Origin of the sequence: Clavibacter michiganensis (assembly GCF_002151125.1) — a bacterium.
Classification (GTDB): Bacteria; Actinomycetota; Actinomycetes; order Actinomycetales; family Microbacteriaceae; genus Clavibacter; species Clavibacter michiganensis_C.
This window is the reverse complement of sequence record NZ_MDJZ01000004.1, coordinates 196,648-219,060: the sequence shown is the minus strand read 5'-3', so window position 1 is coordinate 219,060 and position 22,413 is coordinate 196,648. Positions and strand designations below refer to the sequence as shown.

Sequence of the window (22,413 nt, the reverse complement as noted above, 5' to 3'; positions counted from 1 at the left end):
GCGCCGCGCGGTCCGCTCCGGCCCGCGCGGCGCGGTTGTCCCGCCTCCCGAGCCGGGTCTAAGATCGACTGTCGCGCTTCTGCGACGACCCATCCGTCCGCCGCTCGACCGGTACCCGCGCGGGTCCGCGCCAGCGGCCTTATTCATGCCCATCCTGGAGCACTAACTACATGACAATCGCAACGACCGACAAGGCGCCCAAGCAGGTCGCGATCAACGACATCGGATCTGCTGAGGACTTCCTCGCCGCGGTCGAGAAGACACTGAAGTTCTTCAACGACGGAGACCTCATCGAGGGCACCGTCGTGAAGATCGACCGGGACGAGGTCCTGATCGACGTCGGCTACAAGACCGAGGGCGTCATCCCCTCGCGTGAGCTGAGCATCAAGCACGACGTCGACCCCACGGAGGTCGTCAAGGTCGGCGACACCGTCGAGGCCCTCGTCCTCCAGAAGGAGGACAAGGAAGGCCGTCTGATCCTGTCGAAGAAGCGCGCGCAGTACGAGCGTGCGTGGGGCGACGTGGAGAAGATCAAGGAGTCCGACGGCGTCGTCACCGGCACCGTCATCGAGGTCGTCAAGGGCGGCCTCATCGTGGACATCGGCCTCCGCGGCTTCCTGCCGGCCTCGCTCATCGAGCTGCGCCGCGTCCGCGACCTCACGCCGTACCTCGGCCAGGAGATCGAGGCCAAGATCCTCGAGCTCGACAAGAACCGCAACAACGTGGTCCTGTCGCGCCGTGCCCTGCTCGAGCAGACGCAGTCCGAGAGCCGCAGCACGTTCCTCAACAACCTCCAGAAGGGCCAGGTCCGCAAGGGCGTGGTCTCCTCGATCGTCAACTTCGGTGCGTTCGTGGACCTGGGCGGCGTCGACGGACTCGTGCACGTCTCCGAGCTCAGCTGGAAGCACATCGAGCACGCCAGCGAGGTCGTCGAGGTGGGCCAGGAGGTGACCGTCGAGATCCTCGAGGTCGACCTGGACCGCGAGCGCGTCTCCCTGTCGCTCAAGGCGACGCAGGAGGACCCGTGGCAGGTCTTCGCCCGCACGCACGCCATCGGCCAGGTCGCGCCCGGGAAGGTCACCAAGCTGGTGCCGTTCGGTGCGTTCGTCCGCGTGGCCGAGGGCATCGAGGGCCTCGTGCACATCTCGGAGCTCTCCGGCAAGCACGTCGAGCTCGCCGAGCAGGTGGTGTCCGTCGGCGACGAGGTGTTCGTCAAGGTCATCGACATCGACCTCGAGCGTCGCCGCATCTCGCTGAGCCTCAAGCAGGCCAACGACGGCGTCGACCCCGAGGGCACCGAGTTCGACCCCGCCCTCTACGGCATGCTCACCGAGTACGACGACCAGGGGAACTACAAGTACCCCGAGGGCTTCGACCCGGAGACCAACGAGTGGAAGGAGGGCTTCGAGGCCCAGCGCGAGACGTGGGAGCAGCAGTACGCCGCAGCCCAGGCCCGCTGGGAGGCCCACAAGAAGCAGGTCGCGGCGGCAGCCGAGGCCGAGGCGGCCGACACGGGCATCACGTCCGCCGGCCCCGGCTTCACGAGCGACTCGACGGGCGCCGGCACGCTGGCGGACGACGAGAGCCTCGCCGCCCTGCGCGAGAAGCTGTCCAGCTCGAAGTAGTCCCACCGCACCACGACGAGGCCGCTCTCCCTTCGGGGAGGGCGGCCTCCGTCGTTCCCGGGCGACCGCCCGCCTAGGCTGGATCCATGCAGGTGATCGGACTGACGGGCGGCATCGCCGCGGGCAAGACGGTGGTGGCCGACCGGCTGGCGGAGCTCGGGGCGGTGCGCATCGACGCCGACCGGCTCGCCCGGGAGGTCGTGGAGCCCGGCACGCCGGCGCTCGCGCAGATCGCCCGCCGCTTCGGTCCCGGCGTGATCGCCGCGGACGGCTCCCTCGACCGTCCTGCGCTCGGCGCCGTCGTGTTCCAGGATCCGGATGCGCGCCGCGACCTCGAGGCGATCACGCATCCCGCCGTGCGGGCGCTGTCGACGCAGCGCATGGCCGCGGCGGGGGAGGCGGACCCGGACGCGGTCGTCGTCTACGACATCCCGCTCCTCGTGGAGTCCGGCCGCGTCGACGAGTTCGACCGGGTCGTGGTGGTGCACGCGCCGCGCGCGGAGCGGATCCGGCGTCTCGTCGAGCTGCGCGGCATGCCCGTCGAGGAGGCCGAGCGGCGCATCGCGTCGCAGGCCTCCGACGAGGACCGCCTGGCCGTCGCCGACGACGTCATCGACTCCGGCGTCTCGCTGGAGTCGACGCTCGCCCAGACGGATCGGCTCTGGGCGAACCTGTCCGGCGGTGTCGGGGGCCGCTCGTAGACTCGAGGGCATGCAGCCCACCCGGTCCGTGCGCCCCTTCAAGGTCGTCAGCGAGTACTCCCCGAGCGGCGACCAGCCCACGGCCATCGCCGAGCTGGCGGGCCGGGTCAACGCCGGCGAGCCGGACGTCGTCCTCCTCGGCGCCACCGGCACCGGCAAGTCGGCCACAGCGGCCTGGCTCATCGAGAAGGTCCAGCGGCCCACGCTGATCCTCGCCCACAACAAGACGCTCGCCGCGCAGCTCGCCACCGAGTTCCGTGAGCTCATGCCCGACAACGCGGTGGAGTACTTCGTCTCGTACTACGACTACTACCAGCCCGAGGCCTACGTCCCGCAGACCGACACCTTCATCGAGAAGGACTCCTCGGTCAACGCCGAGGTCGAGCGCCTCCGTCACTCCACGACCAACTCGCTGCTCAGCCGCCGCGACGTCGTGGTGGTCAGCACGGTGTCCTGCATCTACGGCCTCGGCCAGCCCGAGCAGTACATGAACGCGATGGTCGCGCTGCAGGTGGGCATGCAGATCAACCGCGACACCCTCATCCGCAAGTTCGTCTCCATGCAGTACCAGCGCAACGACGTCGACTTCTCGCGCGGCAACTTCCGCGTGCGCGGCGACACCATCGAGATCATCCCGATGTACGAGGAGCTGGCCATCCGCATCGAGATGTTCGGCGACGAGATCGAGGCGCTCTACCAGCTGCACCCGCTCACGGGCGACGTGGTCCGGAAGATGGACTCGGTGTCCGTGTTCCCCGGCTCGCACTACGTGGCGGAGACCGAGGTCATGCAGCGGGCCATCGGCACCATCCAGCAGGAGCTCGAGGAGCGCCTCGCGGTGCTCGAGCGGGAGGGCAAGCTGCTCGAGGCGCAGCGCCTCCGCATGCGCACCAACTTCGACATCGAGATGATGCAGCAGATCGGCTTCTGCTCCGGCATCGAGAACTACTCGCGCCACATCGACGGGCGCGACGCGGGGGAGGCCCCGCACTGCCTGCTCGACTACTTCCCGGACGACTTCCTCGTGGTCATCGACGAGTCGCACGTCACCGTGCCGCAGATCGGCGCCATGTTCGAGGGCGACTCGTCGCGCAAGCGCACGCTCGTCGAGCACGGCTTCCGCCTCCCGAGCGCGCTCGACAACCGGCCCCTCAAGTGGAACGAGTTCACCGAGCGCGTGCCGCAGACGGTGTACATGTCGGCGACGCCCGGCAAGTACGAGCTCGGGATGGGCGACGGCGTGGTGGAGCAGATCATCCGCCCGACGGGCCTCATCGACCCGGCCATCGTGGTCAAGCCCACGAAGGGCCAGATCGACGACCTCCTCGAGCAGATCCGCATCCGCGTGGAGAAGGACGAGCGCATCCTCGTCACCACGCTCACCAAGAAGATGGCCGAGGAGCTCACCGACTACTTCGCGGAGGCGGGCGTGCGCGTGCGCTACCTCCACTCGGACGTCGACACCCTGCGTCGCGTCGAGCTGCTCAGCGAGCTGCGCGCCGGCGTCTACGACGTGCTGGTCGGCATCAACCTGCTGCGCGAGGGGCTCGACCTGCCCGAGGTGTCGCTCGTCGCGATCCTCGACGCCGACAAGGAGGGCTTCCTCCGCTCGTCCACGTCGCTCATCCAGACCATCGGCCGCGCGGCCCGCAACGTCTCGGGCGAGGTGCACATGTACGCCGACGTGCTCACCGACAGCATGAAGCGCGCCATCGAGGAGACCGACCGGCGCCGCGAGAAGCAGGTGGCGTACAACACCCAGCACGGCATCGACCCGACGCCGCTGCGCAAGCGCATCGCCGACATCACGGAGATCCTGGCGCGCGAGGGCGAGGACACGAAGAAGATGCTCGAGGGGCGCGGGGGCGGCAAGCGCTCGCCCACGCCGAACCTGCGGCGCGAGGGCAAGGCCGCGGCCGGGGCGAACGAGCTGGAGACGATCATCTCCGACCTCAACGACCAGATGCTCCAGGCCGCGGGCGAGCTCAAGTTCGAGCTGGCGGCCCGCCTCCGCGACGAGCTGGGCGACCTCAAGCGCGAGCTGCGGCAGATGGAGAAGGCCGGCCACCTGTCCTGACCCAGGCCGGCGCGGGTCCGGCGGTCTCCGCCGACCCGGGCCGCGGTCGCTGTCGGTGGCGACGCATACGATGGACAGGTGTCAATCTCCCCCGTCGAGTCCTCCTCCCTCCTCAGCGTGCGCGGCGCTCGCGTCCACAACCTCCGCGACGTCGACCTCGACATCCCGCGCGACTCGCTCGTCGTCTTCACGGGCCTGTCGGGCTCCGGCAAGTCGTCCCTCGCGTTCGACACGATCTTCGCCGAGGGCCAGCGCCGGTACGTCGAGTCGCTGTCCGCGTACGCGCGCCAGTTCCTCGGCCAGGTCGACCGGCCGGACGTCGACTTCATCGAGGGCCTGAGCCCCGCGGTCTCCATCGACCAGAAGTCCACCAACCGCAACCCGCGCTCCACGGTGGGCACCATCACCGAGATCTTCGACTACATGCGCCTGCTCTGGGCGCGCATCGGCGTCGCGCACTGTCCCGTCTGCGGCGAGCGCATCTCCCGCCAGACCGTGCAGCAGATCGCCGACCAGCTCATGGAGCTCGAGACCGGCACCCGGTACCAGGTCGTCAGCCCGATCGTCTCGCAGAAGAAGGGCGAGTTCGTCGACCTGTTCGCCGAGCTCGCGTCCGGCGGCTACTCGCGGGCCATCGTCGACGGGGAGCTCATCCAGCTCAGCTCGCCGCCGAAGCTCAAGAAGCAGTACAAGCACGACATCTCCGTGGTGGTCGACCGCCTCGTCGCGAGCGACGATATCCTCGGGCGCCTCACGGACTCGCTCGAGACGGCGCTCCGGCTCACCGACGGCATCGTCATGATCGACTTCGTCGACGTCGAGGGCCCCGGCGGCCTCCGCACGTACTCGGAGAAGCTGTCCTGCCCGAACAACCACCCGATCCAGCTCACCGAGATCGAGCCGCGCACCTTCTCCTTCAACGCGCCGTTCGGCGCCTGCCCCGAGTGCTCGGGCCTCGGCACGCGCATGTCGGTGGACCAGGAGCTCCTCATCGGCGACGAGTCGCTGAGCATCGCCGACGGCGTGATCCTGCCGTGGACCACGCAGGGCAAGGGCCTGTTCCAGTACTACGAGAAGCTGCTCGCGGGCCTCGCGCGCGACCTCAAGTTCTCTCTCACCACGCCGTGGCGGAAGCTCTCGGAGGAGGTCCGCGAGGCGGTCCTCCGCGGCAACGACTTCGAGGTCCAGGTCAAGTGGAAGAACCGCTACGGCCGCGAGATGACCTACTCGTCGGGCTTCGAGGGCGTCATGCCGTACATCGAGCGCCAGTTCGCGCAGGCGGAGACCGACAACCAGCGGGCGCGCTGGGGCGAGTACCTCCGCGAGATCCCGTGCCCGGTGTGCGACGGCAAGCGCCTCAAGCCCGAGGTGCTCGCGGTGCTCGTCCACGGAGCGAACATCGCCGACGTCGCCGAGATGAGCCTCTCGGACGCCCAGGAGTTCATGGCGCAGCTCGAGCTCACCGACCGCGAGGCGCACATCGCCGCGCAGGTGCTCCGGGAGATCCGCGTGCGCCTCGAGTTCCTCATCGAGGTCGGCCTCAACTACCTCAACCTCGCGCGGGCGGCCGCCTCGCTCTCGGGCGGCGAGGCGCAGCGCATCCGGCTGGCCACGCAGATCGGCTCGGGGCTCACGGGCGTGCTCTACGTGCTGGACGAGCCGTCCATCGGCCTGCACCAGCGCGACAACCGCCGCCTCATCGAGACGCTCGTCAAGCTGCGCGACCTCGGAAACACCCTCATCGTCGTCGAGCACGACGAGGACACCATCCGCACGGCCGACTGGATCGTCGACATCGGCCCCGGGGCCGGCGTCAACGGCGGCAAGGTCGTGCACTCCGGCTCCTACGAGGGCCTCATCGAGAACCGCGAGTCGCTCACGGGCGACTACCTGGCGGGCCGCCGCGCCATAGCGACGCCGACGAAGCGCCGCAAGATCGACAGGAAGCGGCAGATCCAGGTCGTGGGCGCCCGCGCCAACAACCTGCAGAACGTCACCGCGACGTTCCCGCTCGGCACGCTCACGGCCGTCACGGGCGTCAGCGGATCCGGCAAGTCGTCGCTCGTGAACGACATCCTCTACCGGGTGCTCGCCAACGAGCTCAACGGCGCCCGCAAGGTGCCGGGCAAGCACTCCCGCGTCACCGGCCTCGAGAACCTCGACAAGGTCGTCCACGTCGACCAGAACCCCATCGGCCGGACGCCGCGGTCGAACCCGGCCACCTACACGGGCGTGTTCGACCGGATCCGCAACCTCTTCGCGGAGACCACCGAGGCCAAGGCCCGCGGGTACCTGCCCGGCCGCTTCAGCTTCAACGTCAAGGGCGGGCGCTGCGAGGCGTGCTCGGGCGACGGCACCATCAAGATCGAGATGAACTTCCTGCCCGACGTGTACGTGGCCTGCGAGGTCTGCGGGGGAGCGCGCTACAACCGCGACACCCTCAGCGTCCACTACAAGGGCAAGAGCATCGCCGAGGTGCTGGACATGTCCATCAGCGAGGCGGCCGAGTTCTTCGAGCCGATCCAGGCCATCCACCGCTTCATGAAGACGCTGGTGGACGTGGGCCTCGGCTACGTGCGGCTCGGCCAGAGCGCCACGACGCTCTCCGGCGGCGAGGCGCAGCGCGTCAAGCTGTCCACCGAGCTGCAGCGCCGGTCCAACGGGCGGAGCATCTACGTGCTCGACGAGCCGACCACCGGCCTCCACTTCGAGGACGTGCGGAAGCTCCTCCTCGTGCTCAACGGGCTGGTCGACAAGGGCAACACCGTCATCGTCATCGAGCACAACCTCGACGTCATCAAGTCCGCCGACTGGCTCATCGACATGGGGCCCGAGGGCGGCGCGGGCGGCGGCACGGTGCTCGCCACCGGCACGCCCGAGCACCTGGCCACCGTGCCGGAGAGCTACACGGGAGGCTTCCTCAAGGAGGTCCTCGACGCCGAGGCCGAGACGGCGGCGATCGAGTCCCAGCGTGCGCGCGAGGAGCGCGCGGCCGGCTGATGGCCCGCACCGACACCGTCGGCTACCGCCCGGCGGCGGGGGAGATCCCCACGTCGCCGGGCGTGTACCGCTTCCGCGACGCCGCGGACCGCGTGCTGTACGTGGGCAAGGCGAACAACCTCCGGGCCCGGCTCGCCAACTACTTCGCGCCGCTCGAGAGCCTGCACGAGCGCACGCGGCGCATGGTCACGTCCGCGGCCGGCGTCGAGTGGACCGTGGTCGGCAGCGAGTTCGAGGCGCTCCAGCTCGAGTTCACGTGGATCAAGGAGTTCGACCCGCCCTTCAACGTGAAGTTCCGGGACGACAAGTCGTACCCGTACCTCGCGGTCACGCTGGGTGAGGACTACCCGCGGGTGATGGTCACGCGCAACCGGAAGATCCGCGGCGCCAGGTACTTCGGTCCGTACACCAAGGTCTGGGCCATCCGCGAGACGGTCGACCACCTGCTCAAGGTGTTCCCGATGCGGTCCTGCTCGGAGAGCACCTTCAAGCGCGCGCGGCAGACGAACCGGCCGTGCCTGCTGGGCGACATCGGGCGCTGCGCCGCCCCGTGCGTGGGCCGCGTGTCGGACGAGGAGCACCGCGAGATCGCGGACGACTTCGTGAGCTTCATGGCGGGCAACGACTCGAAGTACGTGGGCCAGCTCACGCAGCGGATGAAGGACGCCGCGGCGGAGATGGACTACGAGTCCGCCGCCCGCCACCGCGACGACATCGGCGCGTTGGAGGCCGCCCTCTCCAAGACCGCGGTCGTGTTCGACGACCGGGTGGACGCCGACGTCTTCGGCATCGCCGCCGACGAGCTCGCCGCCGCCGTCCAGCAGTTCATGGTCCGCGGCGGGCGCATCCGGGGCACGCGCACCTGGGTCGTCGACAAGGAGCTCGACATCGGGATCGGCGAGCTCGTCGAGACCGTGCTGCACAACGCCTACGAGGACGAGGCGCACCCGCCGCGCGAGGTCCTCGTGCCGGAGCTGCCGGCCGACGCCGCGGAGCTCGAGCTGTGGCTCAGCCAGCGCCGCGCCGCGGGGGAGGACGACGGCACCGTGCGCCGCGGGCGCCCGAGCTCCTGGCAGGTCGACCTCCGCGTCGCGCAGCGGGGCGACAAGGCCGCGCTCGCGCACACCGCCGCCACCAACGCGCAGAACGCGCTGATGCTCTACAAGACGCGGCGCAGCTCCGACTTCACGACCCGGTCGAAGGCCCTCGCCGACATCCAGGAGGCGCTCGGCATGCCCGACGCGCCGCTGCGGATGGAGTGCTACGACGTCTCGCACCTGAGCGGCACGAACATCGTCGCGTCCATGGTCGTGTTCGAGGACGGCCTGCCGCGCAAGGACCAGTACCGCCGCTTCAACATCGCCGAGTCCACGGACGACACCGAGTCGATCCACCAGGTCATCACCCGGCGCCTCGCCTACCTCGGCAAGGAGGCGGAGGTGCCGGCCGACGCCGCGCCGCCGGAGCTCGGCGAGGCGCCGCCGGTCAACAAGTTCTCGTACAGCCCGAACCTGCTCATCGTCGACGGCGGCCAGCCGCAGGTGGCCGCGGCGCAGCGGGCCCTCGAGGAGTCGGGTGTCACCGGGATCCAGCTGGCGGGCATCGCCAAGCGCCTGGAGGAGATCTGGCTGCCGGACTCCGACTTTCCCGTCATCCTGCCGCGCAACAGCGACGCCCTCTTCCTCATCCAGCGCATCCGCGACGAGGCGCACCGCTTCGCGATCACGCACCAGCGGTCCCGCCGCAAGCGCGACATCACGTCGGTGCTCAACGAGATCCCCGGGCTCGGGCCGTCGCGCGTGCAGCGGCTGCTCCAGCAGTTCGGATCCGTCGCGAAGCTCAAGCAGGCCGAGGTCGAGGAGATCGCCGCGGTCCGCACGATCGGCCCGACGCTCGCGCAGGCCGTGTACGAGCGGCTGCGCTCGTGACCCGCGCCCGGTCCGGTGTCGCGGGTCGCGCCTAGACTGGATCCATCGACCGGCGCGACGAGAGGTGCATGCCCGCATGAGCGTGGAGATCCCCCAGCAGGACGTCATGATCGTGACGGGGATGTCCGGCGCGGGCCGCTCCACCGTCGGCAACGCGCTGGAGGACCTCGGCTGGTACGTCGTCGACAACCTCCCGCCGCAGATGCTCAAGCCGCTCGTCGAGCTCGCCGGTCGCGCCGGCACGTCGCTGCCGAAGATCGCGGCCGTGGTCGACGTCCGCGGCGGCGACTTCTTCTCCGAGCTGCGCGACGTCCTGCAGACCTTCGGTACCGGCCCCCGCCTCCGCGTCCTCTTCCTCGAGGCCACCGACGCGGCGCTCGTTCGGCGCTTCGAGCAGGTCCGTCGCCCGCACCCCCTGCAGGGCAACGGCACGCTCCTCGACGGCATCGCGGCCGAGCGCGCCCGCATGATCGAGATCCGCGAGGCCAGCGACCTCGTCATCGACACGTCCGAGCTGAACATCCACCAGCTCGCGACGGCGATCACCGAGCAGTTCAGCGGCGCGGACGACGCCGGGGTGCGCGTCACCGTCATGAGCTTCGGCTTCAAGTACGGCACCCCGGCGGACGCCGACATGGTGGCCGACATGAGGTTCCTCCCGAACCCGTTCTGGACCCCGGAGCTCCGTCCGCTGACGGGCCGCGACCGGGCCGTGAGCGACTACGTGCTGGGCCAGGAGGGCGCCGAGGAGTTCGTCCACGCGTACGCCCGCGCGCTCGCCCCGGTGCTCTCCGGGTACCAGCGGGAGAACAAGAGACACGCTACGATCGCTATCGGCTGTACCGGCGGCAAGCACCGCTCGGTCGCCGTCGCCGAGGAGCTCTCCAGCCTCCTCCGCGCCCTTCCCGGCGTCGCTGTCAGCACCAAGCACCGCGACCTCGGCCGGGAGTAGGGCACCCATCTCATCAAGGGAGTAAGCATTTGCCTCTGACCTCGGACGTCAAGGAAGAACTGTCACGCGTCGAGGTCAGCAAGACCACGGTGAGGGCGGCCGAGCTGGCCACGATCCTCCGCTTCTCCGGGGGGCTGCACCTCATCTCGAACCGCATCGCCGTCGAGTCCGAGCTGGACACCCCGCTCCTCGCGCGCCGTGTCCGCAAGGACCTGGCCGAGCTCTACGGGGTCCGCAGCGACATCTCCGTCATCCCCGCGTCCGGCATGCGCCGCGCCACGCACTACCTCGTGCGCGTGATGGAGGGCGGCGAGACGCTCGCCCGCCAGACCGGCCTGCTCGACGCGCGCCGCCGCCCCATCCGCGGCCTGCCGAACCGCCTCACCACGGGCTCCCGCGAGGAGATCGCCGCCGTCTGGCGCGGCGCGTTCCTCGCCGCGGGCACGCTCACGGATCCCGGCCGCTCGGCCGCGCTGGAGGTCACCTGCCCCGGCAACGAGGCGGCCATGGCGCTCGTCGGCGCCGCCGGCCGCCTCGACGTGAGCGCCAAGGCGCGCGAGGTGCGCGGCGTGCACCGCGTCGTCATCCGCGACGGCGACGCCATCGGGCAGATGCTGCGCGTCATGGGCGCGCAGGGCACGGTCGTCAACTGGGAGGAGATGCGCCAGCGCCGCGAGGTGCGGGCCACCGCCAACCGGCTCGTCAACTTCGACGACGCGAACCTGCGCCGCTCGGCCCAGGCCGCCGTCGCGGCGTGCGCCCGCGTCGAGCGCGCCATGGAGATCCTCGGCCCGGACATCCCCGAGCACCTTAAGTACGCCGGCGACCTGCGCCTCCGCTTCCGCGACTCCAGCCTCGACGAGCTGGGCCACCACGCCGACCCGCCCATGACGAAGGACGCCGTCGCCGGGCGCATCCGCCGTCTGCTCGCGATGGCCGACAAGAAGGCCGTCGACGAGGGCCTGCCCGGCACCGACGCGAACCTCCCGGCCGACCTCGACGACGTCTGATCCGCGGAATCCGCGCCGACGGCGTGCGACTCCCGCGACTCCCGCGACTCCCGCGGCGCGCGCTCGTCCGCCGGACGCCGGGCGTCATCCGGCCAGGTGGCGCGGAGGGCCGCCGGACTAGACTCGATCCGTCACCCACCCCCGGCCTCTGGCCGGGAGCCCCCGGGCAATGAAGAGGAGATACACCTATGGCTGACTACACTCTCGTCGACCTCCCGTACGACTACTCGGCCCTCGAGCCGAGCATCAGCGGCCGCATCATGGAGCTGCACCACGACAAGCACCACAAGACCTACGTCGACGGCGCGAACACCGCCCTCGTCAAGCTGCAGGAGGCGCGCGACGCCGGCGACCTGACCTTCGTCAACAAGCTGCAGAAGGACCTGGCGTTCAACCTCGCGGGTCACGTCAACCACACGGTGTTCTGGAACAACCTCAGCCCGGACGGCGGCGACAAGCCCACCGGCGAGCTGGCCGCGGCCATCGACGAGTTCTTCGGCTCGTACGAGAAGTTCCAGGCGCACTTCACCGCGTCGGCCCTCGGCATCCAGGGCTCCGGCTGGAGCATCCTCGCGTGGGACTCGCTCGGCCAGAAGCTCATCATCGAGCAGCTGTACGACCACCAGGGCAACCTGGCCGCGGCGACGGTGCCGATCCTCCTGCTCGACATGTGGGAGCACGCCTTCTACCTCGACTACGTCAACGTCAAGGCCGACTACGTCAAGGCGTTCTGGAACATCGTCAACTGGGCCGACGTGCAGGCGCGCTTCGAGGCCGCCCGCACGAAGACGCAGGGCCTCTTCCTCCTCTCGTAGCCGCATCCGCGGGCGGTCGGCCGGGAGACCCCGGCCGCCCGCGGATCCCGCACGCCACGGCTCCCCGAAGACCCCGACCTCCATCACCCACCGCCGCCCCCGAGCGCGCAGAACATCAGGAGAACACGTGACCGTCAAGATCGGCATCAACGGCTTCGGCCGCATCGGCCGCAACTACTTCCGCGCCGCGCTCGCCAAGGGCAGCGACATCGAGATCGTCGCGGTGAACGACCTCACCGACAACAAGGCGCTCGCGCACCTGCTCAAGTACGACTCCATCACGGGCCGCCTCGACGCGACCGTCGAGCTCGACGGCGACAACATCATCGTCGACGGCAAGGCCATCCGCGTGCTCGAGGAGCGCGACCCCGCGAACCTCCCCTGGGGCGAGCTGGGCGTCGAGATCGTCATCGAGTCCACCGGCCGCTTCACGAAGGCGGAGGACGCGCGCAAGCACATCACGGCCGGCGCCAAGAAGGTCCTCGTCTCCGCGCCCGCCACGGGCGACAACGTCGCGACCCTGGTCCTCGGCGTCAACGAGGGCACCTACGACCCCGCCACCCACGACGTCATCTCCAACGCGTCGTGCACCACGAACTGCCTCGCGCCCCTCGCCAAGGTCTTCCTCGACGAGTTCGGCATCGAGCGCGGGCTCATGACGACGGTCCACGCGTACACGGCCGACCAGAACCTGCAGGACGGCCCGCACAGCGACCTCCGTCGCGCGCGCGCCGCCGCGGCCAACATCATCCCCACGTCGACGGGTGCCGCGAAGGCGCTCGGCCTCGTGATCCCCGAGCTCGTCGGCAAGCTCGACGGCTACGCGCTCCGCGTGCCCGTGCCCACCGGCTCGATCACGGACCTCACCATCGAGACCTCGGCGAACGTCACGGTCGAGCAGGTCAACGCCGCGTACAAGGCCGCCGCCGAGGGCCCCCTCAAGGGCATCCTCAAGTACACCGAGGACCCCATCGTCTCGAGCGACATCGTCAACGACCCGCACTCCTCGATCTTCGACGCCGGCCTCACCAAGGTCATCGGCAACCAGGTCAAGGTCGCGTCGTGGTACGACAACGAGTGGGGCTACTCCAACCGCCTCGTCGACCTCACCGAGTACGTCGCCGATCGCCTGTAACCGGCCGTGGCACTCCGCACCATCGACTCCCTGGGGGATCTGCGGGGCCGGCGCGTCATCGTGCGCTGCGACCTCAACGTCCCGCTGAAGGACGGCGTCATCGGCGATGACGGCCGCATCCGCGCCTCGCTGGGGACCCTCTCGGGTCTCCGCGAGGCCGGAGCCCGCGTCGTCGTGATCTCCCACCTCGGCCGCCCCGACGGCACGCCCGACGAGAAGTACAGCCTGCGACCCGTCGCCGCCCGCCTCGGCGAGCTGCTCGGAGCGGACGTGGCGTTCGCGACGGACACCGTGGGCGACTCCGCCCGCGGGGCCGTCACGGCCCTCGGCGATGGCGACGTCGTCGTGCTCGAGAACCTCCGCTTCCACGCGGAGGAGACGAGCAAGGACGAGGACGTGCGCCGCGGCTTCGCGGCGGCCATCGCCGAGCTGGGGGACGCGTTCGTGTCCGACGGCTTCGGCGTCGTCCACCGCAAGCAGGCCAGCGTGTTCGAGCTGGCGTCGGCGCTGCCGAGCGCCGCGGGATCGCTCATCGCGAGCGAGCTCGAGGTCCTCGACCGCCTGACGGAGAACCCGGAGCGTCCCTACGCGGTCGTGCTCGGCGGATCCAAGGTGTCCGACAAGCTCGGCGTCATCGGCCACCTGCTCCCGCGGGTGGACTCGCTGCTCATCGGCGGCGGCATGCTGTTCACGTTCCTGAAGGCGCAGGGCCACGAGGTGGGCGCGAGCCTCCTCGAGGAGGACCAGGTCGAGACCGTCAAGGGCTACCTGGCGGAGGCCGAGGAGCGTGGCGTGAAGATCGTGCTCCCGACCGACGTGGTCGTGGCCGACGGGTTCTCCGCCGACGCCGCCCACGAGGTCACCCGCGCCGACGCCATCGAGGGGACGCCCGCGGGCGCGAAGGGGATCGGGCTCGACATCGGCCCCGAGACCGCCGACGCGTTCGCGACGATCATCCGCGGCTCCACGACGGTGTTCTGGAACGGGCCCATGGGCGTCTTCGAGCTGGAGCCGTTCGCGGCCGGCACGAAGACGGTCGCCGACGCGCTCACCCGCGTCGAGGGGCTCTCCGTGGTCGGCGGCGGCGACAGCGCCTCCGCGGTCCGCGCGCTCGGATTCGATGATGACCGGTTCGGTCACATCTCGACCGGAGGCGGCGCGAGCCTCGAGTTCCTCGAGGGGAAGCGCCTGCCGGGACTGGAGGTCCTCGGATGGCAGTGACCGATCGCCCGCAGGGGCGCACGCCCCTCATCGCGGGCAACTGGAAGATGAACCTGGACCACCTCCAGGCCATCGCCTTCGTGCAGAAGCTCGCGTGGAGCCTCAAGGACGCGAAGCACGACTACCAGGAGGCGGAGGTCGCGGTGTTCCCGCCGGCCACCGACATCCGCAGCGTGCAGACGCTCGTCTCGGCCGACAAGCTCGAGCTGGCCTACGGCGCGCAGGATGTCTCCGAGCACGAGTCCGGGGCGTACACGGGGGAGATCTCCGCGGCGTTCCTGGCGCAGCTCGCCTGCCGCTACGTCATCGTCGGCCACTCCGAGCGGCGCACGCTGCACGGCGAGACCGACGAGCAGGTGGCCGCCAAGTCCGTGGCGGCCGTGAAGCACGGCATCGTGCCCGTCATCTGCGTGGGCGAGACCGCGGCCGACCTCGAGGAGCACGGCGCCAGCGCCGTCCCCGTCGCGCAGCTGCGCGTCGCGCTCCAGGGCCTGCCGAAGGGCGCCGACGTCGTCGTCGCCTACGAGCCCGTCTGGGCCATCGGGTCCGGCCAGGCCGCGACCCCGGAGCAGGCGCAGCAGGTCGCAGCGCCGCTCCGCGCGGTGGTCGCCGAGCTGCTCGGCGACGACGCGGCGAAGGCCACGCGCATCCTCTACGGCGGCTCGGTCAAGTCCGGCAACATCGCGGGCTTCCTCCGCGAGCCGGACGTCGACGGGGCCCTCGTCGGCGGCGCCAGCCTCGACGTGCAGGAGTTCTCCGCGATCGCGCGCTTCCGCTCGCACGTCGGGGTCTGATCCCGCACGCACCTCGAGCCGCTCGCGTCCTCCCGGGCGCGGGCGGCTCGCCGCATCCAGGCGCCCGCTATAATCGACAACGGCCCATCGGCCGTCCATCGGTCGACTCGGCCACAGCACCGCACCCGAAAGGCCGCACGTGGAAATCCTCCAGGTAGTCCTGCAGGTGGTTCTGGGAATCACCAGCCTCCTGCTGACCATGCTCATCCTCCTGCACAAGGGGCGGGGCGGCGGTCTGTCCGACATGTTCGGAGGCGGCACGACCTCGAGCCTCGGCTCGTCGGGAGTCGCGGAGCGGAACCTGAACCGCATCACCGTCATCCTCGGCCTCGTCTGGGTCACGTGCATCGTGGTCCTCGGGCTGATCACCAAGTTCGACACCGGATTGTAGGGAGCAGCCACATGGCATCAGGAGGAAGCGCCATCCGCGGTTCGCGCGTCGGCGCGGGCCCCATGGGCGAGCAGGACCGAGGCTTCCACGCGGAGCGCATCTCGATCTCGTACTGGGACGCCCTCGGCAACGAGACCGTCCGCCACTTCGCGGCGAACCTCCCCGAGGAGGAGATCCCGGCGACCATCGACTCCCCGCAGTCCGGTCTCCCCGCGGGACGCGACAAGGCCAACCCGCCGTCGGTCGCCAAGCTCGAGCCGTACAAGACGCACCTGGCGTACGTGAAGGAGCGACGCAGCGAGGAGGAGGCGAGCCAGCTCCTCGAGGAGGCGCTCGAGCAGCTCCGTGCTCGTCGCGGCACGGTCAAGGCCACGAAGTAGATCCACCGCATCGCGCAGAACGCCCCCGTCCACGAGGACGGGGGCGTTCCGCGTTCCCGGACGGGTGCAGACCGGGTCGATCGTCCGAGTCAGCCGCCGAGCCGCTGCGCGGGCTCCCGCGCCTCCCGGACGACGAAGGGCGGGCCCCGGAGGACCCGCCCTTCGTGCCGTGCGCCGGCTCGCGCCGGCGCCCGTGTCAGTACGTCGACAGCATCAGGTTCTCCGGCACGTCCGCCGCGGCCTCGCGGTCGATGAAGAAGACCGTGCGCTTGCGGCCCTTGATGCCCGCGACGGGAACCTCGGTGCGGTCGGCGCCCGCCAGGGCGAGACCCAGAGCGAACGCCTTGTCCGGACCGGCCAGGACCATCCAGATGCGCAGCGAGGAGTTCAGCACCGGCAGGGTCAGCGAGATGCGCTCCGCCGGCGGCTTGGGCGAGTTGCGGACGGGGATCACGGCGGCGTCCATCGTGCGGATGCCCTCGCTGTCCGGGAACAGCGAGGCCACGTGCCCGTCCGGTCCGACACCGAGGAAGGTGATGTCGAAGCGGGGGAGCGAGGTGTCGCCGTTGGCATGCGCGGCGAGCTCCGCCGTGTACGCGGCGACGGCCTCGTCCAGGCTCAGACCCTGGTCGCTCGCGCCCATGGCGTGGACGTTCTCCGCGGGCACCTCGATGTGGTCGAGCAGCGCGTCGCGCACCGTGGTGTCGTTGCGCTCGGGATCGCCCTGGGGCAGCCACCGCTCGTCGCCGAACCAGAAGTGGACGCGGGTCCAGTCGACGCTGTCGCGCGCCGCGGACTCGTTGACGGCCGCGAGGATGCTCGGGCCCACCGTCCCCCCGGTGAGGACGACGTTGGCCGTCTCCTCCTCGTCCAGGATGTCGACGAGCTTCGTGAGGAAGCGCGCGGCGACGGAGCCGGTCATGGCCTTCTTGTCGGGGTGCACGAGCACCCTGCGGTCGTTCGTCATCGGTCTCCCGAGTCCTTCCGTGCGGTGGTGGACGCGGTGATGTACCCGTGGCCCGCGGTCGCCTGCTCGAGACCGTGGCGGATCACGTCCCCGTAGAGCGCGTCGGGGTCGAGGCGCCGCAGCTCCTCCGCCAGGCAGTCGCGGAGGCTCCGGCGAGGGAGGCTCACATCGTGCGTCGGCTGGTTCGGCTGCTTGAGCGTCGCCACGTTGGCGATGGGCCGGTCGAGGTCGATGACCCCCGACGGGCGGTGGAGCCGCACGCCGTGGATCCCGCTCGAGCCGGTGGCCCTGGTGGTCACCTCGTGCAGCACCGGGACCTGCAGCTGCAGCCCGAGCCACGCCGCCAGCAGCACGGTGGAGGGGGAGTCGGCGGCGCCGGACACCTCCACCTGCGTGACGGGCTCGTACGGCGGCTGGTCCAGCACCGCGGCGAGCAGGGCCCGCCACAGGGTGAGCCGGGTCCAGGCGAAGTCCGTGTCGCCGGGGGCGTACGTCTCCGCCAGGTGCTGCAGGGCCATGCGCGGGTTGCTGCTCGCGGACGAGTCCGTGATGCGGCGCTGCGCGATGCGGCCGAGCGGCGACTGGCTGACGACCGCGGGGGCATCGTGCGGCCACCAGGCCACGACGGGCGCGTCGGGGAGGAGGAGGCCCGTGACCAGGCTCTCCTCGTCCTCCGCCGCCGCGCCGTAGACGCGGAGCACGATGACCTCGCTCGCGCCGGCGTCGCCGCCCACGCGGATCTCCGCGTCGACCCGTGCCTGCTCGGTGGTCGTCTGCGCGGCGGAGCCGCGCTCGGTGGAGATCACGATGACGCGCATCGGGTGCTCGCGCGAGGCGTCGTTGGCCGCCTCGATGGCCTCCTCCTCGCTGCCGAGGGAGGTGGAGATGACGAGCGTCAGGACGCGACCGAGCGCGACGGCGCCGCCCTCCTCGCGGATCTTGACGAGCGCCTTCGAGATCTTGGCGGTGGTGGTGTTCGGCAGATCGACTCTCATGGCCGCCTCCAGGTCCGTCCGTCGCGGGCGAGGAGCTCGTCGGCCGAGGCCGGCCCCCAGGTGCCCGGACGGTACTGCTCGGGCTGGCCCTGCGTGCGCCAGAATTCTTCGATGGGATCCAGGATCTTCCAGCTCAGCTCGACCTCCTGGTGGCGGGGGAAGAGCGGCGGGTCGCCGAGCAGCACATCGAGGATGAGCCGCTCGTACGCCTCCGGGCTCGCCTCCGTGAAGGCGTGGCCGTAGCCGAAGTCCATGGTGACGTCGCGCACCTGCATCCCCGCGCCCGGCACCTTGGACCCGAAGCGGATGGTGACGCCCTCGTCGGGCTGCACCCGGATGACGAGCGCGTTCTGCCCGAGGGCCGACGTCTGGTCCTCCGCGAACAGGTTCTGCGGTGCGCGCTTGAACACGACCGCGATCTCCGTCACGCGGCGGCCGAGGCGCTTGCCCGCCCGCAGGTAGAACGGCACGCCCGACCAGCGGCGCGTGTTGATGTCGAGGCGCATCGCCGCGTAGGTCTCGGTCAGGGACTCGGGGTCCATGCCGTCCTCGTCGAGGAAGCCCACGACCTCCTCGCCGCCCTGCCAGCCGCCGGCGTACTGCCCGCGGGCCGTGGCGGTGGAGAGGTCCTTCGGCAGCCGCACCGCCGACAGCACCTTCTCCTTCTCGTCCCGGAGGCTCGACGCGTCGAACGCGACGGGCTCCTCCATGGCCGTGAGGGCGAGGAGCTGCAGGAGGTGGTTCTGGATGACGTCGCGCGCTGCGCCGATGCCGTCGTAGTAGCCGGCACGGCCACCCACGCCGATGTCCTCGGCCATGGTGATCTGCACGTGGTCGACGTAGTTCGCGTTCCACAGGGGCTCGTAGAGCTGGTTCGCGAAGCGCAGCGCCAGGATGTTCTGGACCGTCTCCTTGCCCAGGTAGTGGTCGATGCGGAACACCGAGTCCGGCGGGAAGACGGACTCCACGACGGCGTTGAGCTCGCGCGCCGTCTTCAGGTCGCTTCCGAAGGGCTTCTCGATGACGACGCGTCGCCAGTGGCCCTCCTTCTGGTCCGCGAGTCCCGAGCGGCGGAGCTGCTCGGTGACCAGCGGGAAGGACTTCGGCGGGATCGACAGGTAGAACGCGTGGTTGCCCATCGTGCCCCGCTCGCGGTCGAGCTCCTCCGTGATCTCCTTCAGCGTCTGGAACGCCTCGTCGTCGTCGAAGGTGCCCTGCACGAAGCGGATGCCCTGCGCCAGCTGGCGCCAGACGTCCTCGTCGAACTTGGTGCGCGAGTACTGCTTGACGGCCTCGTACACGACCTGCTCGAAGTCCTGGTCCTCCCAGTCCCTCCGGGCGAAGCCGATGAGCGCGAAGCCCGGGGGCAGGAGCCCGCGGTTGGCGAGGTCGTAGACGGCCGGCATCAGCTTCTTGCGCGACAGGTCACCCGTCACGCCGAAGATGATGAGGCTGCTCGGCCCCGCGATGCGGTTCAGCCGACGATCCGACGGGATCCGCAGTGGATTGAATTCCGGGGTGATTTCCACCGGCGACATGTAACTCCTCGATCTGCCGGACGGATCCGGCGATGCGGTCATTCGAGCGTCGAGAGCAGGGCCCGGGCGTCCGTGGTGGGGTCGGTGAGGTTCAGGCGCAGGACCGGACGGCCGTGCTCGGCGAGCACGGTGGCGTCGCCGGCGGCCTGGGCCTGGATGAGCTCGCCGAAGGTGAAGGGGCGGTCGGGGATCTCGAGGTCCGAGGCCGCGTCCGCGGTGATCTGCAGGAACACGCCGACGGGGGTGCCGCCCTTGTGGAACTGCCCCGTGGAGTGCAGGAACCGAGGACCCCAGCCGAACGTGACCGGGCGGCCGACCTTGCGGGCGACGGCATCGCGGAGGCGCTCGAGCTCGGGGAGCGCGAGGCGGTCGACGAAGGCCTGCACGGCGACGTAGCCCGTGGGGCCGACCTGCGCGAGCAGGGCGTCGATCGCCGAGGCGACGTCGGTCGCGCCCTCGGTGACCTCGCTGGTGCCGCGCACCTCGATGCCGTCCGTCGTGACGACGGGGGCCTCGGGCGCGGGACGGTCGTCGAGGAGTCCGCGCGCGGCGACCTTGGCGGCCTCCACGTCGGGCTGGTCGAAGGGGTTGATCTCCAGCAGGCGACCCGCGACGGCGACGGCGTACTCCCACGTGAGGATCTGCGCGCCGAGCGTGCCGCTGATGACGATCTCGCCGTCGGCGGCGTCGTGCGCGTCGACGTCGGCGACGAGCCGCGCGATCTGCAGGTCGGCGAGGCCGAGGCCCAGCTCGGGGGCGTCGGTCGGCAGCACGACGGGCAGGAGGCCCGTGCCGAGCTTGCCCGTCGACTCGGCGATGAGCTGCTCGACCCAGTCGCCGAAGCCGACGATGTGCGTGCCGTCGGAGACGATGCCGAGCTTGTCCTTCAGCGGCGAGGTGCCGGCGATCGCGGCGCCGAGCACGAGGCCCGGGTTCGACACGTCGTCGACGGCCAGCTGCGCGGAGGCGGCCTCCGCCTCGTCGAGCAGGCCGGAGATGTCGGCGCCGGCGAGGCCGGACGGCACGAGGCCGAACGCGGTCAGCGCGCTGTAGCGGCCGCCCACGTCGGGGTCGGCGTTGAAGACGCGGTAGCCGTCGGCTCGGGCCGACTCGTCGAGGGGCGAGCCCGGGTCGGTCACGATGACGATGCGGCTGGTCGGGTCGATGCCCGCCTCGCGGAACGAGGCCTCGTAGACGCGCTTCTGGCTGTCGGTCTCGAGCGTGGAGCCGGACTTCGACGAGATGACGACCGCCGTGGTGGCGAGGCGGTCGCCGAGGGCGGCGAGCACCTGGCCCGGGTCGGTCGAGTCGAGGACCGTGAGCTCGACGCCCGCGGTGCGGGTGATGACCTCGGGGGCGAGCGAGGATCCGCCCATGCCGCCGAGGACGATGTGGTCGACGCCCTGGCTGCGCAGCTCCTCGCGGAGCGCCGTGATCTCGGCGACGAGGGGACGCGAGATGGCGACCGCCTGCGTCCAGCCGAGCCGCTTGGTGGCCTCGGACTCGGCGTCGGGACCCCAGAGGGTGCCGTCGAGCCCGGTGATCCCGGACGCGACGTGCGCCTCGACGAGGGCGGGCACGTGGGTCTCGACGGCCGTGGCCGCCGCGCCGCTCAGCGCGATGCGGACGCTCACTTGGCGCCGTCCAGGGCGGTGGTGACGGTCTCGATGAGCTCGCTCCACGACACCTTGAACTTCTCGACGCCCTCCTTCTCGAGGAGCTCCGTGACCTCCTTGTAGGAGATGCCGAGCGCGTCGACCTGGTTGAGGATCTCGTTCGCGGCGTCGTAGGAGCCCGTGATCGTGTCGCCCTCGATGACGCCGTGGTCGAATGTGGCGTCGAGCGTCTTCTCCGGCATCGTGTTGACGACGTCCGCGGCGACGAGCTGCGTGACGTAGAGCGTGTCGGGCAGGTCGGGGCTCTTGACGCCCGTCGACGCCCAGAGGGGGCGCTGCTTGTTGGCGCCGGCGCCGAGGAGGCCCTGGGCCCGCTCGGACGCGAAGGACTGCTCGAAGGCCTGGTAGGCGAGCTGCGCGTTGGCGACGCCGGCCTTGCTCTTCAGCGCGGTGGCCTCGTCGGTGCCGATCGCGTCGAGGCGCTTGTCGATCTCGGTGTCCACGCGCGACACGAAGAAGGAGGCGACCGAGTGGATGGTCGACAGGTCGATGCCCGCCGCCTTCGCCTTCTCGAGGCCGGTGAGGTACGCGTTGATGACCTCGCGGTAGCGCTCGAGCGAGAAGATCAGGGTGACGTTGACGCTGATGCCGGCGCCGATGACCTCGGTGATCGCCTCGAGGCCCTCGCGGGTCGCGGGGATCTTGATCATGACGTTCGGCTCGGCGATCTTGTCCCACAGCTTGTGGGCCTCGTCGATGGTCGCCTGGGTGTCGTTCGCGAAGTCGGGGGAGACCTCGATGGAGACGCGGCCGTCGAAGCCGGCGGTGCGGTCGTAGACCGGGCGGAAGATGCGCGCGGCCTCGCCGACGTCGCGGGTGGTGATCTCGAAGACCGCGCGGTCGACGTCGGCGCCGTCGGCCGCGAGCTCGCGGACCTGGGCGTCGTACGCCTCGCCCTTGGCGAGGGCGGACGCGAAGATGGTGGGGTTCGTCGTGATGCCGACGACGTCGCGCTCGGCGATCACCTTCTCGATGCCCTTGGCATCGATGCGCTCGCGGGACAGGTCGTCGAGCCAGATGCTGACGCCCGCGGCGGAGAGCTGCGCGGTGGGGGAAGTGGTGTCGGTCATGTTGCCTTCTTCATGCTGGTTGTGAGGTTCGGTGGGGGAGGAGCGCACGCGTCGGCGCGCTCCTCCCGGGATCCGACCGGACGGGCCGGTCGGCGGCCGGCGGGGAGCGGAGCAGCTCGGCCGCCCCGCTCCTCGTCA

At 70.5% G+C, this 22,413-nt stretch carries 18 protein-coding genes; 13 read left to right on the top strand and 5 right to left on the bottom strand.

Annotated elements, in window-relative coordinates:
- Window positions 1-170: 170 nt before the first annotated feature.
- From rpsA to BFL37_RS02285, 13 genes are all read left to right on the top strand, one after another.
- Entirely contained in the window at window positions 171-1,625 is a 1,455-nt protein-coding gene (rpsA, locus tag BFL37_RS02345; protein ID WP_086513559.1) for a 30S ribosomal protein S1, read from the top strand.
- Between the two features lie 86 nt (window positions 1,626-1,711).
- The gene (gene coaE / locus BFL37_RS02340) at window positions 1,712-2,326 is read left to right on the top strand and encodes a dephospho-CoA kinase (RefSeq protein ID WP_086513558.1); all 615 of its coding nucleotides are present in this window, start codon (window positions 1,712-1,714) and stop codon (window positions 2,324-2,326) included.
- Window positions 2,327-2,336: 10 nt separating this feature from the next.
- On the top strand, window positions 2,337-4,403 hold the full coding sequence (gene uvrB, locus BFL37_RS02335) for an excinuclease ABC subunit UvrB (RefSeq protein WP_086513557.1): 2,067 nt from the start codon (window positions 2,337-2,339) through the stop codon (window positions 4,401-4,403).
- Window positions 4,404-4,481: 78 nt separating this feature from the next.
- The gene (gene uvrA / locus BFL37_RS02330) at window positions 4,482-7,403 is read left to right on the top strand and encodes an excinuclease ABC subunit UvrA (RefSeq protein WP_086513556.1); all 2,922 of its coding nucleotides are present in this window, start codon (window positions 4,482-4,484) and stop codon (window positions 7,401-7,403) included.
- Window positions 7,403-9,331, top strand: coding sequence for an excinuclease ABC subunit UvrC (gene uvrC / locus BFL37_RS02325; RefSeq protein ID WP_086513555.1), 1,929 nt, complete (start codon window positions 7,403-7,405; stop codon window positions 9,329-9,331). The genes uvrA and uvrC overlap by 1 nt, the downstream gene beginning before the upstream one ends.
- 76 nt (window positions 9,332-9,407) lie before the next feature.
- Window positions 9,408-10,283 carry an RNase adapter RapZ gene (rapZ, locus tag BFL37_RS02320; protein WP_086513554.1) on the top strand — a complete coding sequence of 292 codons (876 nt, stop codon included), beginning with the start codon at window positions 9,408-9,410 and terminating at the stop codon, window positions 10,281-10,283.
- Window positions 10,284-10,312: 29 nt separating this feature from the next.
- Complete coding sequence (gene whiA / locus BFL37_RS02315; protein WP_012038434.1) at window positions 10,313-11,293, top strand: DNA-binding protein WhiA; 981 nt, start codon at window positions 10,313-10,315, stop codon at window positions 11,291-11,293.
- Window positions 11,294-11,481: 188 nt separating this feature from the next.
- On the top strand, window positions 11,482-12,108 hold the full coding sequence (locus tag BFL37_RS02310) for a superoxide dismutase (RefSeq protein WP_086513553.1): 627 nt from the start codon (window positions 11,482-11,484) through the stop codon (window positions 12,106-12,108).
- Window positions 12,109-12,235: 127 nt separating this feature from the next.
- The gene (gene gap, locus BFL37_RS02305; protein WP_086513552.1) at window positions 12,236-13,243 is read left to right on the top strand and encodes a type I glyceraldehyde-3-phosphate dehydrogenase; all 1,008 of its coding nucleotides are present in this window, start codon (window positions 12,236-12,238) and stop codon (window positions 13,241-13,243) included.
- Between the two features lie 6 nt (window positions 13,244-13,249).
- On the top strand, window positions 13,250-14,464 hold the full coding sequence (locus tag BFL37_RS02300; RefSeq protein ID WP_086513551.1) for a phosphoglycerate kinase: 1,215 nt from the start codon (window positions 13,250-13,252) through the stop codon (window positions 14,462-14,464).
- Entirely contained in the window at window positions 14,455-15,258 is an 804-nt protein-coding gene (gene tpiA / locus BFL37_RS02295) for a triose-phosphate isomerase (RefSeq protein WP_086513550.1), read from the top strand. Before BFL37_RS02300 ends, tpiA begins: the two co-directional genes overlap by 10 nt.
- A gap of 139 nt (window positions 15,259-15,397) precedes the next feature.
- Window positions 15,398-15,649 (top strand): preprotein translocase subunit SecG, encoded by a 252-nt coding sequence (gene secG, locus BFL37_RS02290; RefSeq protein ID WP_012038429.1) that lies wholly within the window; start codon window positions 15,398-15,400, stop codon window positions 15,647-15,649.
- 11 nt (window positions 15,650-15,660) lie between these two features.
- On the top strand, window positions 15,661-16,029 hold the full coding sequence (locus BFL37_RS02285; RefSeq protein WP_043669577.1) for an RNA polymerase-binding protein RbpA: 369 nt from the start codon (window positions 15,661-15,663) through the stop codon (window positions 16,027-16,029).
- Between the two features lie 196 nt (window positions 16,030-16,225).
- Here BFL37_RS02285 and pgl read toward each other — a convergent pair whose 3' ends face one another.
- Genes pgl through tal form a run of 5 tightly spaced genes read right to left on the bottom strand, consistent with a single transcriptional unit; the run spans window position 16,226 to window position 22,275 of the window.
- Window positions 16,226-16,996, bottom strand: coding sequence for a 6-phosphogluconolactonase (gene pgl, locus BFL37_RS02280; protein WP_086513549.1), 771 nt, complete (start codon window positions 16,994-16,996; stop codon window positions 16,226-16,228).
- Window positions 16,993-17,991, bottom strand: a complete 999-nt coding sequence (locus tag BFL37_RS02275) for a glucose-6-phosphate dehydrogenase assembly protein OpcA (protein WP_086513548.1) — start codon at window positions 17,989-17,991, stop codon at window positions 16,993-16,995. Before BFL37_RS02275 ends, pgl begins: the two co-directional genes overlap by 4 nt.
- A complete protein-coding gene (zwf, locus tag BFL37_RS02270) occupies window positions 17,988-19,529 on the bottom strand; it encodes a glucose-6-phosphate dehydrogenase (RefSeq protein ID WP_086513547.1) in 1,542 nt (513 codons plus the stop codon). Before zwf ends, BFL37_RS02275 begins: the two co-directional genes overlap by 4 nt.
- Window positions 19,530-19,567: 38 nt before the next feature.
- Complete coding sequence (locus BFL37_RS02265; RefSeq protein WP_086513546.1) at window positions 19,568-21,163, bottom strand: glucose-6-phosphate isomerase; 1,596 nt, start codon at window positions 21,161-21,163, stop codon at window positions 19,568-19,570.
- Window positions 21,160-22,275: a transaldolase gene (tal, locus tag BFL37_RS02260; protein ID WP_086513545.1), complete on the bottom strand. Its 1,116-nt coding sequence runs from the start codon at window positions 22,273-22,275 to the stop codon at window positions 21,160-21,162. Before tal ends, BFL37_RS02265 begins: the two co-directional genes overlap by 4 nt.
- Window positions 22,276-22,413: the final 138 nt, after the last annotated feature.

Excerpts from the sequence above, each read along its gene's own strand:
- rpsA (WP_086513559.1), top strand. The coding sequence starts at position 171 with ATGACAATCGCAACGACCGACAAGGCGCCCAAGCAGGTCGCGATCAAC.
- coaE (WP_086513558.1), top strand. The coding sequence starts at position 1,712 with ATGCAGGTGATCGGACTGACGGGCGGCATCGCCGCGGGCAAGACGGTG.
- uvrB (WP_086513557.1), top strand. The coding sequence starts at position 2,337 with ATGCAGCCCACCCGGTCCGTGCGCCCCTTCAAGGTCGTCAGCGAGTAC.
- uvrC (WP_086513555.1), top strand. The coding sequence starts at position 7,403 with ATGGCCCGCACCGACACCGTCGGCTACCGCCCGGCGGCGGGGGAGATC.
- rapZ (WP_086513554.1), top strand. The coding sequence starts at position 9,408 with ATGAGCGTGGAGATCCCCCAGCAGGACGTCATGATCGTGACGGGGATG.
- BFL37_RS02310 (WP_086513553.1), top strand. The coding sequence starts at position 11,482 with ATGGCTGACTACACTCTCGTCGACCTCCCGTACGACTACTCGGCCCTC.
- tpiA (WP_086513550.1), top strand. The coding sequence starts at position 14,455 with ATGGCAGTGACCGATCGCCCGCAGGGGCGCACGCCCCTCATCGCGGGC.
- BFL37_RS02285 (WP_043669577.1), top strand. The coding sequence starts at position 15,661 with ATGGCATCAGGAGGAAGCGCCATCCGCGGTTCGCGCGTCGGCGCGGGC.
- pgl (WP_086513549.1), bottom strand. The coding sequence starts at position 16,996 with ATGACGAACGACCGCAGGGTGCTCGTGCACCCCGACAAGAAGGCCATG.
- BFL37_RS02275 (WP_086513548.1), bottom strand. The coding sequence starts at position 17,991 with ATGAGAGTCGATCTGCCGAACACCACCACCGCCAAGATCTCGAAGGCG.
- zwf (WP_086513547.1), bottom strand. The coding sequence starts at position 19,529 with ATGTCGCCGGTGGAAATCACCCCGGAATTCAATCCACTGCGGATCCCG.
- tal (WP_086513545.1), bottom strand. The coding sequence starts at position 22,275 with ATGACCGACACCACTTCCCCCACCGCGCAGCTCTCCGCCGCGGGCGTC.